The sequence below is a fragment of the Microbacterium sp. I2 genome, assembly GCF_051364985.1.
In the GTDB taxonomy this organism is placed as follows: Bacteria; Actinomycetota; Actinomycetes; order Actinomycetales; family Microbacteriaceae; genus Microbacterium.
This window is the reverse complement of record NZ_JBLWIH010000019.1, coordinates 68,545-83,185: the sequence shown is the minus strand read 5'-3', so window position 1 is coordinate 83,185 and position 14,641 is coordinate 68,545. Positions and strand designations below refer to the sequence as shown.

Here is a 14,641-nt window from a genome sequence, read left to right as displayed (position 1 = left end):
GTGCCTCGGAGGAATCCTCACAGTGCACCGTCCCCCGGGGTGATGACGGCTTTCAGCGTTCGGAAGAGGATCTGGAGGTCCTGCATGAACGACCAGTTCTCGACGTAGTAGAGATCGAGTCGAATCGCGTCCTCCCACGACAGCGACGACCGCCCACTGACCTGCCAGAGCCCGCTCATGCCCGGCTTGACGAGCAGACGCCGTTCGGCCGCGTCGTCGTAGAGGATCACTTCGGCTTCACGTTGAGGCCGGGGCCCGACGAGGCTCATCGTGCCGGCGAGCACGTTGAACAGTTGGGGCAGTTCGTCGATCGAGTGCCGTCGGATGAAGCGACCGACCTGGGTGATGCGGGGATCGTCGACGACCTTGTGCAAAGGCCGGTCACTCGTACCCTGCAGATCGAGCAGGCTGGCCAGCTGATCATCCGCGTCAGCGGTCATCGAACGGAACTTGATCATCCCGAACGGCGTTCCGCTACGACCGATGCGCACCTGCCGGTAAAGGACCGGTCCCGGCCCTTCCATGCGGATCGCGATCGCCGTCGCAACCATCAGGGGCGATGCGATCACAACGAGGAAGATCGAGCCGACGATGTCGAATGCGCGCTTGATGAACCGGCGATAGCCTTCCAGGGCCGGGAAATCGACATGGACGAGCGGCAGACCGGCGACCGCGCGGGAGTGGATCCGTGGACCGCCCACATCCGTGAGCTCCGGAGCGACGACAAGGTTCGCGTCTCTGTCAGCGACAGCCCAGCCCAGCCGCCTCAATGCCAGCGGGTCGAGGTCGGCAGAACCTGCGACGATGACGGTGTCCGCATCGACCGCGTCCATCGCGCGCACTGCGGTCGAGAAGCCGCCGACAACGGGCACGCCGCGAATGAACGGCTCGCTGCGGACGTTTGAAACGACGCCGACGATCTCGAACCCCGTCGCGGGGGTTCGCTGGATGGCCGCGATGACGTGCGCCGCCTTCGTCGGTTCTCCGAGCACAACGGCGCGATACACGTACTTCGAGCCCTTCTGCTGGCGGCGCAGCCATTGCCGCCACAACCAGCGGGACACGATCAGCAGCACCGCACCGACCGGCAACGCGACGAGGAGGAGCCCGCGCGACACCTCGATGCGGAAGAAGAACGCGAACGACACGAGGACGGCGAACAGAGCGAGGCTCGAATTGGCGATGCGCGCGTACTCGATCGTCCCGCTGCCTACGATGTGCCTGTCCCGGGTGTCGAAAACACTCAGGGCAAGCAGCCATAACGCGGCCACCACCACCAGGAGGAGGAGGTACGGGAACGGGGGCCCCTCCGCCCATGAGACCTCGACCGCATGAGGAGGCATTCCGAGGATGCGAAAGGCTGCGAGGACCGCGACGATCACGGCCAGGTCGCTATACACCAGCCGGCCCGCGTACCGCGAGGGCCAGTCCCGCGACGATCGCCGAGGCTTGACGAGCCGGGCGGCTCGGCGCACTCGCGAGTCGCCCCTTCGCATCATCTCCCACGATCTGCTCGAGCGCTCCTCGAGCGACGCCTGTCTGCGGCATCGCGGGCAGACAACGCTCCGACGAAGGCCTTCAACGTCTCACAGAGTATCCGAAGCCATTCGACCTGCGCGGGAATGGCACCCGGACCGCGCACGTGATCAGTCCCTGCCGTAGATGTCTCTGGCATACACCTCGGTCGCGACGTCAAAGGGTTCGCCAGAGTCGCGGTTCGGGTCAAGGGTACTCGAGCCCCTCGGCCGCGCCGGCCGAGTAGAATGACGGCCGATGACGTCGACACCGCTCCTCTCCGTTGTGGTGCCGGTCTTCAACGACGAGGAGACCATCGCCGCCACCCTCGAGAGCTGCCTCGCGCAGACGCTGCGCGAGATCGAAGTCATCTGCGTCGACGATGCCTCGACAGACCAGACGGTTCGGGTCGTGGAGGGCTTTCAGGCTCGCGACCCCAGAATTCGCCTCGTTCGCCACAGCACGAACCGGTCGGCGTTCCAGGCGAGGCGCACGGGGATCCTCGCCGCGTCCGCAGCGCACGTGCTCTTCGTGGACGGTGACGATGAGCTCGAGACGAACGCCGCTCGCACCGCCTTAGCTCACGCACGGAGGTCGCGCGCCGACATCGTCGGATTCGGTGTCACCATCATCGGGCAGGACGGTCAAAGCGGCGGATCGTACGAACAGCGGCTTCAACCGACGCATCGGTCGCTCGACGGGTCGGACGTGCTGCGCGGCCTCTTTCCTGTCGGCGAACCGGCGCAGGGGCAGCTCTGGCGGCATCTGTTCACCTCGAAAGTGCTGCGGGACGCGTACGCGATGCTGCCGGAAGACCTCGTTCTGACACGAGTGAACGACCTGCCGCTGGCGTTCCTGGTGGCCGCACTCGCGACGCGCTACGTGTCAACGCGGAAGCGCCTCTATCGCTATCACCTCGGGCGCGGCGGCAGCGGGCATCGCGTCGATAGCATCGAGCGGGCGCGGTTCTACGCAGGCGCGATCGGCTCCGTCGAGAGCATCCGCCCGGCAGTGGCCGCACTCGCCGTTCAATACGCGGATCGCGCGCTCCTTCTGGACTCCTACGAGTCCGTGCGACAGTCGATCGTCGCGTACGTGTGCCAGCAGGTGGTCACCCGGAGTGACGACAGGGTCGTCATGGACGCACTCGAGCAGGTGTTCGCGGTGTCATCGCCGCGGGACGTCGTCCGCGCCGTCGCCCGCTTCTATCCCGACACGCTGACCGACCTCGCCCGACTCGCGCCGCACGAGCCGCCGGGGAAGAAGCCGGTACTGAGTGTCCTGCTCGCAACGTCTTCGCTGCTCGGGGCGGGCGGTGTGACGGGAGTGCTGCTGGCTCAGGCGCGCTATCTGATCGAAGCCGGATACCGCGTCACCATCGCGGCACGAAAGCCAGGTAGTGACCACACCGTGGTCCCCTCCGGAGTGGATTTCGTCGAGTTGCGGGGTCGCGGACTGAGCGCCCAACTGGCGGAGTGGGCCGACCTCTGCCGCTCACGATCGATCGATGTGGTCATCGACCATCAGGTGCTGTACACGCCGCACTGGCCCGCTTTCGCCCTTGTGGCGTGGGCGGAGGGAGCGGGGACAATCGGGTGGGTTCACAGTTTCGTCGCCCGCCCCGTCTATGACGGAACGGATCGGCTGACGCTGCTCGAACGGTGCAGCAGCGCGCTCGCGCTGCTCGTGGTCCTGTCGCCACTCGATGTGAGCTACTTCAAGCTTCGAGGTGTGCGCAACGTGGCCCACATCCCGAATCCCCCTTCTCCCCTAATGCTCTCCTCCGGAGAAGACCGCGCTCCGAGATCCGCACCGCTGGGTCGCGTCTCACTGGTGTGGTGGGGCCGATTGGAGGAGTCGACCAAACGAATCAGCGAGCTGCTCAATGTGTCGCAGGAGCTATGCGAGCTCGGTGCTGACTTTCACCTGACCGTGATCGGGCCGGATTGGAACGGCACCACGGCACGGCGGTTCAACGCTGACGCGCGTCGGCGCGGACTCGGCAACCGCGTCAAAGCTGTGGGTCCGTTGCACGGCCCCACGCTGTTGGACGCCATCGACGCTGCAGACATGTTTCTGTCCACGAGCATCATCGAGGGTTACCAGCTCACCATCGCCGAGGCCCAGTCGCGCGGATTGCCCGTCGCGATGTACGAGTTGCCGTGGCTCAGTCTGCTGCAGAACAACGACGGTGTCGTGACTGCCCCTCAGGGAGATGCCGCTTCGCTCGCGCGACAGATCGTGCAGCTCACCGGCGACCCGGACCGCTACGCCGCGTTGTCCAGAGCGTCGGTGCGGGCCTCGCGCCGCGTGCGCGACACCGATCTCGCCAGACTCTACGGCGAGCTCCTCACTGGTGACGTGCCCGCCGAGTACTCCCCCGAGCCGACGCAGGCAGATGCTGCACTGCTCCTGGAACTCATGACGTTCTATGCCGAGCGCGGTTCGTCTCGAGCACGTTCGCTAGGTGCTCGACGCATCAGCGCTCACGCGTATGCACGCGCACGTGCAGCCTTGGTCAGGGTGCCGGGATTGCGACGCGTCGCGCGGCGCGCGAGGCACTGGCTGCGCCGCAGATGAGCTCAGGGAGTGGCGGGCGCCTCCGGCGGATCCGGCGTCGGTGTGGGCTCGCCAGGCTGGGGAGGCGGCGTCTCCTCCGGTGGTGGCGTCGGTTCGGGCGTCGGCTGCAGTGTCGGTTCGGGCGTCGGCTGCGGAGCCGGGGGCTCCGGTACCGGTACAGGGCCAGGACCCACGGCTCCCCCGCTGTCGGTATCGGTGCCGCCGGAGCTGCCGGGGTTCACGCCTGTTCCGCCCCGGCCAGATTCGCCTCCCCCCGGCTTCCGCGTCGGCGTCTGGGTGGCGGTCGGTGTCGGTTTGGGGGTTTGAGCGATTGTCCGTGACACGATGACGACTGTGCTCACTCGCCCGCCGTCGGCAGACTCCGCCATGAGCGTGTAGGCGCGTGAAGCCTCCTCGCACGGGTAAGACACGAGGAACGTGGATGCCTCGGTGGGCAGGTTGTCGTGCAGCGGCTTCTCGAACGCGTCGATCTCTTTCGGCGCTGAAGCGATCGCGACGCGGGATGCTCCGTCGATCCTCCAGTTCAGCGGGACCTGTGTCCTGCCTTCCGGGGCGATGCACACGGCTGACGCGGCGCCCGAAGTGAATCTCTCGATCGTCGGCGCATCGCCTGCCGCACCCGGCGTCACTCGAACCTCCGGGACCTCCGGCTCGGCGCGTGGAACTGCGATGGCGGCGACGGCACCTAGGGCGATCAGAAACGCGCCAGCGGTTGCGGCTATCGCAACGACGCGGCGGCGAAAGCCCGCTTCAACGGTCCGGCGAAAGCGCCCGCGGCGCAAGGTGGTCTCCTCTTTCTCGGGCGGCACCACCGGCAGGGGCGCAGTGATTCCCCCGCCATCGATCGCGACACCGGCGGCGACAGCTGCCCCGCGCGCTGCGACCCCGGAAGCAGACCCCCTTGCCTTCACCACGCTCGCGGCACCGACCGCCCCGCCGGGCTTCTTCGTCCAGGCGAGATAGTCATCGATCACGGCGTCGGTCGGGCCGTCAGCGACCAGCTCTCCTTTGTGGATCCACATCACGCGTTCGCAGGTATCGCGCAGCGATCCTGCCGAGTGGCTCACGATCATCACGACACCAGCCGAGTCGCGAAGTGCGTGGATGCGTTCTTCACTCTTGATCTTGAACCGTCGATCACCCACCGAGAGTGCCTCGTCGATGAGGAGGATCGAGTGCGGCCTCGCCGAGGCGATGGCGAATCGCAGCCGCGCCGCCATGCCAGACGAGTAGGTCCGCATCGGGTGGTACAGGAACTCATTGAGTTCGGCGAAGTCGGCGATCTCGTCGACACTCGCGGCCGCTTCCTCGGCACTGAAGCCCATCGCGAGCAGGCCGAGTTTGATGTTGTTCTCGCCCGAGAGGTCAGGGACCAGCGCCGCGTTCACCCCGAGCAGCACGGGTCGCTCCGCCGCCCATATGGCCCCCTTTGACGTCGGAATGAGGCCGGTCATCGCCCGGAACAGTGTCGACTTACCCGACCCGTTGTGACCGACGACGCCGATCGTCTCCCCCTCGGACGCCGTGAAGCTCACGCCTCGAAGGGCGTGGACTGAGTGAAGACCTCGGCCACCGCGCAGGGCATTCATGTTGAACACCGCGTCGCGCGCGCTCAGGCGCTTGCCGGACGCGTACACCCGATACGTGACGTGCGCGTCGTCAGCCACGATCATCGGGCGCGCGGGCGGGACACCGGGCGTAGTGATTGCTCCTGTCGTGGATCCAGTCACAGGGGCCGCACCCCGCCTCGCAGGAAGATCCGCACCGGCCCCACCCGGCTGGGCATAAGGTCAGTGACAATCCGGTAGCCCGCGAGAGTGAGCGCGGAAGCGCAGCGGCGCCAAGCGTCAGCGAAGAGGGCGCCGTCGCGTGGTCGCTGACCGACGCCGTGGCGGCCCGAGTCGAGCGCAGCGGAAGTATCGACGATGCGGTCCTCTCGCCTGTCTGGATGCTGAACGTGCACTCCGCACCGAGAATGCGTCGCTCACCGTGTGATTCTACCGCTGTGGCTCCGGTTCCCTGGACCGATGCCGGTGCACCGGGTCAGCGGCGATGGCGAACCTGCGCCAGCACGACGACTCGCCTCCGGCGGGGAGAGCGACACGATGCGCATCCTCGTCGGCGCACGCCAGCCGGACGAATGCTCGGGACCGCGCCCACAGACCGGACCGACTCATTCGCTGAGGCCGTACCTGGCCTCAGCGTGCCAGAAGTACACCACTCCGACGACGAGCGCGAGCACGGCCCACAGCGGGGCGAGGATCACGGCGAGGAGGGGCGCCGGATGATCGACGAGCATCACTCCGCGTACCAGGGCGATGAAGTCGTAGGTCGGGATGCTGTGGGCGATCGTGAGCAGCAACGGATTGTCGGCGAAAACCAGATCAACCTGGAAGAACACGCTGCTCACGTAGAAGAGCACGCGGTTGATGATGGGTATGAACTGCTGCACGTCGCGGGTCCAGACTGACATGCGGGCGACGATCAGCGCGACACCGAAGTTGAAGACCGCCATCAGCGCGAGGATCGGAATCACCAGCAGCCACGACCAGGTGATCGGGACCCCGAAGACAAGAAGCAGGATGCCCAGCAGCAGCATCGTCGGAACGATTCGCATCACCTGCTCGGCCACCACCGACAAAGGCAGGAGGATCCGGGGGAAGCCCAGGCTCTGAACCAGACGCGCGTTGCCCGTGATGGAGCGAGCACCACCGGAGAAGCAGCCGGTGAAGAACTCGAAGACGAACACCCCCGTCAGGACGTAGGGCACGAAGTCCGCCGGCCGCGCGGCGGGCGCAAGGACGAACCCGAAGATCGTTCCGTAGATCATCGCTGTCAGGACCGGCTTGAGCACGATCCACAGCACGCCGAGCCGATTCTGAAGCAGCCCTCCAATGAGGCGGTAGCCTGCCAGTGTCAGGGCGAAGCCGCGGCGACGCCAAGCTTCAACGACGTAGGCGGCGAACGCCGGGCGCCGACCCACCTCGTAGAGCCCGTCCGCGGGGGCGTGGCGCCGTGCATCCACCAAGGAACCCGCTACCTCTCTTACCGCCGCGTACGCCGTGGGACCATCCCGCGCACACAAGTCTTGCGATCATTCTGCCTCACATCGTCCGAACCTGAGACCGACCCTTCTCGCCATGCCCGGGTGGGCGGCCGGGCCGCGCGCTTCACGACCTGGTATGGTGGCGCACCGTTCCTCATATGGTCGCGTACCGTCCGACGTACCCGCGTCGCGAACCCGTGCCCGCCATTACGCACACCACGGAGCTCCCATGCATCCCGCGCCCCGCGTCTCCGTCGTCATGGCCGTCTTCAACGATGAGTCGACGATCGCCGCGGCACTCGAAAGCTGCCTCGCGCAGACCCTCACCGACATAGAGATCATCTGCGTCGACGACGCGTCGACCGATGGCACCGCGGCAGTGATCGAGAACTTCCGGACGCGCGACTCGCGCGTCCGCGTGATCCGACAGGAACGCAACGCGTCGGCATTCCAGGCGCGGCGGGCCGGTATCCTCGCGGCGACGGCCGACCACGTATTGTTCCTGGACGGCGACGACGAACTCAAGCCGGAGGCGGCTGAGAAGTCGCTCGCCGTCGCACAGCGGCACCATGCAGACCTCGTCGGGTTCGGTGTCGAGGTCGTCGATGACCTCGGCCGGGTTCTGGACGGCTACCAATCCCGTCTCAGCCCCAGGCACAAGGTTCTCGAGGACAAGGGCGTTCTGGCGGGACTCTTTCCGGTCGACCAGCCCGCGCAGGGCCAGCTCTGGCGCATGCTGTTCCGCACCCAGCTGTTGCGCGACGCCTACGCGCTGCTTCCCGCCGACCTCGTCCTCCCCCGCGTCAACGATTTGCCGATCATGTACCTCGTGGCGGCGCTGGCCACCCGGTACGTCTCGATTCCCGATCATCTCTACCGTTACCATTTCGGTCGCGGCGGCAGCGGTCGCGGGATCGCCGGCATCGCCGAGGCCCGCTTCCAGACGGAAGCGATTCGCGCGGCGGAGAGCATAGCGCCCGCCGTCCGCGCGCTCGCGCGCGAAAGCAGTGAGCCCGCGACTCTGCTGGACAACTATGAGTCGGCGCGACTGTCGATCATCGGGTATGTATGCGCATACCTGCTCAAGCACGCGGATCGCGACCTGCGCCCGGCCGTACTCGAGCATCTCCACACCTGCGCGTCGGCGACCGACATCGTGGTCGCCGCCGCCCGGTTCTACCCCGACTCGCTGACGGCTCTGAAGCGCCACAGCAAGCCCATCTCACTCCGGCGCAGAACTCCGCGAGGGATCCTTCTCACGACCCGGATCCTGACGACGGGCGGCGTCTCGGCAGTCCTCATCGCCCAGGCCGACTTCCTCATGAAGGCGGGCTATCGTGTGACGATCGTCGCCCGACGGCAAGGGAGCGATCACGGCGCGGTTCCCCAGGGCGCGACCTTCATCGAGATGGCAGGACGCGGACTCCCCGAACGTCTCGTCGAATGGGCGGAGATCTGTCGCGCACACGACATCGATGTGATCATCGACCACCAGGTCCTCTACAGCAGGGACTGGCCCGAGTACGCGCTCGCGGCCCGCACGGTCGACGTCCCGACAATCGGCTGGCTCCACAGCTTCGCAGGACGCCCGCTCTACGATCTCAACGGTTTGCATGCGCTGCTGACAGAAAACGCCCCGCTGCTCGAAACGCTGGTCTCGCTGTCGCCGCTCGATGCGGCATTCTGGAAGCTGCGCGGGGTCACGCAAGCCGCGTATGTCCCCAACCCGCCGTCGCCTCTGCTGCTGCAATCCGCCGAGGTCTCCGAAGCGAGGCGGGCGCCTGAAGGTCGGTTGCACCTCATCTGGTGGGGTCGGCTCGAGGAGCGGACGAAGAAGGTCAGCGAGCTCCTGAATGTCGCAGACCACTTGCGTGGGCTGGTCCCGGACTTCCGTCTCACCGTGATCGGCCCTGACTGGGGTGATTGGACGGCCGAGCGACTCAATGCTCTGGCTCGCAAGCGACGTCTGAACGGGTACATCGAAGCAGTCGGGCCACGGCGAGGACAGGCGCTGGTAGAGGCGATCGACAGCGCGGACGCGTTCGTCAATACGAGCATCATCGAGGGATATCCCCTCACGATCGCGGAGGCTCAGGCACGCGGCCTCCCGGTGTTCATGTATGAGCTTCCGTGGCTCGCGGTGGCCCAGGACAATCGCGGCATCGTCTCCGCGACGCAAGGTGACGCGGCCGATCTCGCCGCGAAGATCGCGCATGCGTTCGCCTCACCCGCCCGGTATGAGGAGCTGTCGCGATCGTCTTTGGTCGCCGCCCAGCGCGAGCGCTCCCGCGACTTCGCGCGCATCTATCAACAGGTGGTGACCGGAGAACTCACCGCCGAGTCGTCTCCTGAGCCCACCCTGGACGACGCCCGCCGGCTGCTCGACCTGATGATCTTCTTCGCAGAGCAGAATGCGGGCCTGCGAACCAAAATCGACGCCGCACCCGATGGTTCCGGCCTCGCGACGAAGGGCCGTTCGGCCGCGGCGCGCCGTGCGGCGTCTTCGCTCGGGCGTCGCACATGGCGGACTGCAGCGCCGCTCGCTCGCACGCTGGTGCAGCTCGTTCCGGGACTGCGGCCGCTCGCTGATCGCGCGAGGGTCTCGCTCGCACCGTGGCGCGGCTGATTCGACCGCACCCCCGAGCCGGTTCCTGAAGCTCGATCAGGTCAAGGCGACCGCATTCATCGCCTGACGGATGCGGTTGGTGAGCGCCGCGAGGTCGCGACGGCCTGAATCGACCCCGACCGCGAGACCGGGGAGCGCACCGACGAGGTCCTCGGTGCGTTCGGCCAATCCAGCATGGTCGCCGGTCAGCTCCCCCAGGCCGACAACATCAAGCAGCCGCCGGACCTTCTCCGGGTTCGCCGCGGAGCCGACCGGATACGCCCCCTCAGTGGCCCCGATGATGAGGGCGTGTGCGCGGTCGCTCACCACCGCCAGCGAGCGCGAGTACACCGACCTGATGAATGAATCGACGTCGTCGTGCCTCGTGCTGGGTGCAACGAGGTACTCGCCCTCGAGGGCCCGCGCGAGGTGCACAGCTCGCGGTGCGTCGCGCGCGACCTGAGCGACTGTCACGATGCTCCTGCCAGTCCTCGCGGCCAGCCCGCGGACCATGCTGAACCACCGGTCGTCCGGCCAGGGCCGGTCGAACCGCAGGGTCACAGCGATGAGCCGGCGTTCGTCGGACGGGGTCCATGTCGACGGATCGGATCCGAGGGCGAAACCCCAGTCCGGGGCGACGCCGCCGAAGCCGGCCGCACCGCGGGTAGCAGCATCCCGCCACGCGACTACGGACGCGTCTCGGAGGATGCCGTCGAACGCGACCTCGGATGCTGCGGCGGGATCTTTGAACCCGATGCCTGCAGCGATCACGACACCACCGCGACCCAGCACGCCCCGCGCCTCGGCGACACGCTGAGGATGGGGGAAAGGTCGCTTGGGAGTCGGATTCGTCTCGCCGGCGTTGACGGCGAACACAGCCCCCCGCGCCTGCCTGCTCGCCTCGAGCCAAGCCGGTCGTTCGCGGTAGAGGATCGTGTCGCCGTCGAACGGCATCGCGGCGAGATAGTCGGACGACTGTCCTTCGAGGAGCAGGTGAAGTCGTCTGTCGTCGCCACGCAGCGCGCGCAGCAGCCCGACACGCAACACCGAATCTCCGAGATTGTCGTCCTGGCCGGACGGTTGAATGAAGACATCCTGCACAGGTCCGACCTCCAGGCGCCAAACCTAGTATGGAGAGGTGCACCCTCCTAATCGGGCGAACGACGCCCGGTCGAGCCTTGTCGTCCATGAAACTGGTCGCCCCCCGGCACCCGTTCTTCGCTATGTCGACCAGGTCGTGGGTTCGCCGACCGCCATCGAGTTCCGTTTCTCTCAGGGTGCGCTGGCTGCGTTCGATGTCGACGTTGTGCATGTGGCAGAACCCAAGCTCGATCACCTCCTCGGGACACGGGGGGCGAGCGACTTCCAACGCCTGATCGCCGCGCTTGTCCTCGCGCGGAACCTCCGCCGCCACGGCATCGCGCTCGTCAGAACGCTTCACTCCTCCGGCAAGCAGCGGAGGCCGAGTCGGGCGCTGCGATTGGCCACGCGGGTGCTCGACCGGGCGACTACGACATTCGTGATCCTCGACGACTCGACCCGTACTCCCGACGTCGGACGCACGACGGTGATCACCCATCCGCACTTCCGCGAACGCTACGTGGGCTACCCGCGCAGTGAAATGGTCCGCGGCCGCATCCTGTGCGTCTCCGCGGGCGAAATACCCGCAGAGGCCCAGCATCTCCTCCCGATCCCACAGGTGACGAACACCGAGAACCTCTCGCTCCGACTCGCGGGCATGGCCTCGCGCCAGCTGGAGGAATCGGTGCGCGCGGCCGTCGCGCGGCACGCAGCAACGGTGTCCGCGCGGCTCGAACGCTTGTCGGACGGCGGCCAGGTTCAGGAGATCTGCTCCGCTGAGCTCGTGGTGTTGCCGACGGTCGAGACAATGAGCGACCTGCAACTGGTCTTCCTTGCGCTGTCCCTCGAACGCCCGGTCCTCGTGCCTCGCACTGAGGCGATGACTCGTCTCGCCGCACAGGTCGGTCCCGGCTGGGTGCAGGTGAGTGATCGAGCCATCACAGCACGCGTCGTCGACGACGCGTTCGTCGCAATCCGCAGCGTGGAGAGAAGTGGCCGCCCAGCGCTCGACGACCGAGGTCTGGCTGCCACACACGCCGCATATGAGGTCGCGTTCCGCGCTGCGGCCGCCTCGGTCCGGCGCCGGTAGCATGCCGGCTCCGCGCGGCGTAACGTGGCGGATGCCCGCCGTCATCCGCGGTGATTGCGGGGGCCCGATTGATGAGCCGCCAGAGGCGGAAGCGCCGCGTACAGGGGCGGGAGATGGTAGACGAGCCAGAAGCGGATGCCCCGAACCGTGGCGGCTTCGCGGAGCCCCTCAGGGCCGACACTGCGCGCCGCGTCGTAGTGTTCCCGATAGCCCTGGCAAGCTGCCAGCAAAGAGCGGAACCTAGCCGGTTTCGACCGCGACGAAGTGCGCGCCCAGCACAGCGATATGGGACGAGGATGCACGGGAAGACATGAGCCGAGGCAACGACCACAGCTCCAGCCCCGCCGAAAGGGCTGAGGCTGGCACCGCTGCCAGGAGCTCGCGCCTGGGATGGGGGGCGCGAGCTGAACGCGACCAAGCAAGATCCGAGAGAGACGCGCTGCGAGAGGAGCTCGCACGCACGCAAGTCGAGCGCGACGCGCTCAAGGAACAGCTGGACAGCGAACGGGCCGACCGCACGCGCGCCCGCAACGAGCACGACGTCAGCTTGCTGCGCGCGATCGACGCCGTGAAGAAGGAGATGCGCGAGATCCACCAGCTCGAGCGCGCGACGAATCGACAAGTGCGGCTCCTCCACCGCGAACTGATGACCGACATCCAAGCCTTGCAGCAATTGCTCACCCGGTACTCGCCCGAGGCTCGACTACCTCCCGTCGGCGGCTGGGCGCTGAGCCCGAGCGGCATCCTGGCACTCGTGGACACCATCGAAGCGAAGGGCGCGACGACTGTCGTCGAGTGCGGGAGCGGGACCTCGACGCTCTGGATCGGGTATGCGCTGAAGCGGCTCGGGCGCGGACGAGTGGTCTCCCTCGAGCACCTGCCGGAGTACGCGGACAAGACGCGTGCCGTCGTGGCCGCCCACGGATTGGAAGACTTCGTCGAAGTGCGTCTTGCGCCGCTCTCGCTCCGACAGACGCCACGCGGAGAGTTCTCCTGGTACGCATTCGACCCGGCTGACCTCACCGAGCCGATCGATGTACTGGTGGTGGACGGCCCACCTCAATCGACTGGGAAACATGCGCGCTACCCCGCCCTGCCGGCGTTCGCCGCAAGCCTCGCGGAGGACGCGATCATCGTGGCAGACGACACCGACCGGTCGGATGAGGCAGAGATGCTGGAGTTCTGGCTCGAGGAGGAACCGCGGCTCCGCCACATCGAGTCCCTCGGGTTCGGCATCGAGATCCTCACCTTCGCCGGCTGACGCGCGAAAGGAGCGATCCGCCGAGTCGAACGACGATGCCTGGCCACACGTGCGCGGTTCTGCATCTTCCAGGAGCGACGTAGCGCGTCGGTTCTCGGGTCCTCAGTGGGTCGGCTAAGCTCAACGACGCGAATCAGCGCTCCCGCGCTGCCTCCCCTACCTCGCCCCCGCAACGCCAGCAGGAGTCTTCATGTCCGCCGATGTCGTCATTCTTGGGCTGGGCTATGTCGGTCTTCCCTTGGCCCGCGAGGCTGTTCGGGCCGGGCTGACTGTTGTCGGACTCGATGTCGACCCTCAGGTCATCAGCGGCCTGAACAGCGGCACTTCCCACGTGGATGACCTTGACGGTGCGGCGATCGAGGAGATGCTCGCCGCCGGGTTCCGCGCGACCGCTGATGAGGCCGCCCTTCAGTCCGCGACGGTAGCGGTCATCTGTGTACCCACGCCGCTATCCGACGACGGCGGGCCCGACCTGGGCGCAGTGATGTCGGCGACGCGGGCCATCGGACGCAACCTGCGCGAAGGCATGCTCGTGATCCTGGAGTCCACGACCTACCCGGGCACGACAGAAGAAATCATCGCTCCTCTCCTCGAGGAGCTCAGCGGGCTCACCGCTGGCGAGAACTTCCAAGTCGCGTTCTCGCCCGAGCGGATCGACCCGGGTAACGCTGTCTACGGGATGAAGAACACCCCTAAAGTCGTCGGCGGTCTCACTCCTCTGGCGACTCAGCAGGCAGCCGACTTCTACCGATGCTTCGTCGACACTGTCGTCCCTGCGCGCGGCGCCCGAGAAGCTGAGACCGCCAAGCTTCTCGAGAACACGTACCGGCACATCAACATCGCCCTCGTCAACGAGATGGCGCGGTTCTGTCACGAGCTCGACATCGACCTGTGGGATGTGATCCGGCTTGCCAAAACCAAGCCGTTCGGCTTCCAGGCGTTCTACCCCGGACCGGGGGTGGGCGGGCACTGCATCCCCATCGATCCGAACTATCTGAGCCACAACGTTCGGTCCAAACTCGGCTACCCGTTCCGCTTCGTGGAGCTCGCTCAAGAGATCAACGCGACGATGCCCGCCTATGTCGCGCGCCGAGCACAGGACATCCTCAACGAGGATTCCAAGGCACTCCGGGGCTCGACGATCCTCCTTCTCGGCGTGACGTACAAGCCTGATATCGCGGATCAACGCGAGTCGCCGGCGGTTCCGCTCGCACTTTCGCTCATCGGCCAGGGCGCAAACGTCGTCTTCCACGATCCGAACGTCGACAAGTGGCGCGTGAACGGCACGACGCTAAACCGCGTGGCAAATCTCGATCAGTCCGTGGACACTGCCGACCTGGTGATCCTGGTGCAGAACCACAGGTCGTACGACGCTGAGGCCATCGCTGAAGCCTCGCAGCGCTTCTTCGACACCCGTGGGGCGACGACGTCCACGCATGCCATTCGCCTATGAGCCATCTTCTC

General features: G+C 66.6%; 9 protein-coding genes. 5 read left to right on the top strand and 4 right to left on the bottom strand.

Features of this window, described 5'->3' with window-relative positions; genetic code table 11:
- Window positions 1–17 precede the first annotated feature (17 nt).
- Window positions 18–1,382, bottom strand: coding sequence for a sugar transferase (locus ACLKM7_RS14025; RefSeq protein ID WP_436447779.1), 1,365 nt, complete (start codon window positions 1,380–1,382; stop codon window positions 18–20).
- A 391-nt stretch (window positions 1,383–1,773) separates the two neighbouring features.
- Here ACLKM7_RS14025 and ACLKM7_RS14020 point away from each other — a divergent pair, with 391 nt between their 5' ends.
- Window positions 1,774–4,095: a glycosyltransferase gene (locus tag ACLKM7_RS14020; protein WP_436447778.1), complete on the top strand. Its 2,322-nt coding sequence runs from the start codon at window positions 1,774–1,776 to the stop codon at window positions 4,093–4,095.
- A 2-nt stretch (window positions 4,096–4,097) separates the two neighbouring features.
- Here ACLKM7_RS14020 and ACLKM7_RS14015 read toward each other — a convergent pair whose 3' ends face one another.
- Complete coding sequence (locus ACLKM7_RS14015) at window positions 4,098–5,762, bottom strand: ABC transporter ATP-binding protein (protein ID WP_436447777.1); 1,665 nt, start codon at window positions 5,760–5,762, stop codon at window positions 4,098–4,100.
- Window positions 5,763–6,268: 506 nt separating this feature from the next.
- Complete coding sequence (locus tag ACLKM7_RS14010; RefSeq protein WP_436447776.1) at window positions 6,269–7,120, bottom strand: ABC transporter permease; 852 nt, start codon at window positions 7,118–7,120, stop codon at window positions 6,269–6,271.
- 250 nt (window positions 7,121–7,370) lie between these two features.
- Here ACLKM7_RS14010 and ACLKM7_RS14005 point away from each other — a divergent pair, with 250 nt between their 5' ends.
- Window positions 7,371–9,767, top strand: coding sequence for a glycosyltransferase (locus tag ACLKM7_RS14005; protein WP_436447775.1), 2,397 nt, complete (start codon window positions 7,371–7,373; stop codon window positions 9,765–9,767).
- A gap of 36 nt (window positions 9,768–9,803) precedes the next feature.
- Here ACLKM7_RS14005 and ACLKM7_RS14000 read toward each other — a convergent pair whose 3' ends face one another.
- On the bottom strand, window positions 9,804–10,793 hold the full coding sequence (locus ACLKM7_RS14000) for a hypothetical protein (RefSeq protein ID WP_436447774.1): 990 nt from the start codon (window positions 10,791–10,793) through the stop codon (window positions 9,804–9,806).
- 265 nt (window positions 10,794–11,058) lie between these two features.
- On the opposite strand from ACLKM7_RS14000, the gene ACLKM7_RS13995 reads away from it, so the two are divergent.
- From ACLKM7_RS13995 to ACLKM7_RS13985, 3 genes are all read left to right on the top strand, one after another.
- A complete protein-coding gene (locus tag ACLKM7_RS13995; RefSeq protein ID WP_436447773.1) occupies window positions 11,059–11,916 on the top strand; it encodes a hypothetical protein in 858 nt (285 codons plus the stop codon).
- Between the two features lie 310 nt (window positions 11,917–12,226).
- Entirely contained in the window at window positions 12,227–13,177 is a 951-nt protein-coding gene (locus ACLKM7_RS13990; RefSeq protein WP_436447772.1) for a class I SAM-dependent methyltransferase, read from the top strand.
- A 190-nt stretch (window positions 13,178–13,367) separates the two neighbouring features.
- A complete protein-coding gene (locus ACLKM7_RS13985) occupies window positions 13,368–14,630 on the top strand; it encodes a nucleotide sugar dehydrogenase (RefSeq protein ID WP_436447771.1) in 1,263 nt (420 codons plus the stop codon).
- Window positions 14,631–14,641 lie beyond the last annotated feature (11 nt).

What these genes read in the sequence shown, in the direction of transcription:
- ACLKM7_RS13985 (WP_436447771.1), top strand. Translation starts at nt 13,368, where the DNA reads ATGTCCGCCGATGTCGTCATTCTTGGGCTGGGCTATGTCGGTCTTCCC.
- ACLKM7_RS14005 (WP_436447775.1), top strand. Translation starts at nt 7,371, where the DNA reads ATGCATCCCGCGCCCCGCGTCTCCGTCGTCATGGCCGTCTTCAACGAT.
- ACLKM7_RS13990 (WP_436447772.1), top strand. Translation starts at nt 12,227, where the DNA reads ATGAGCCGAGGCAACGACCACAGCTCCAGCCCCGCCGAAAGGGCTGAG.
- ACLKM7_RS14020 (WP_436447778.1), top strand. Translation starts at nt 1,774, where the DNA reads ATGACGTCGACACCGCTCCTCTCCGTTGTGGTGCCGGTCTTCAACGAC.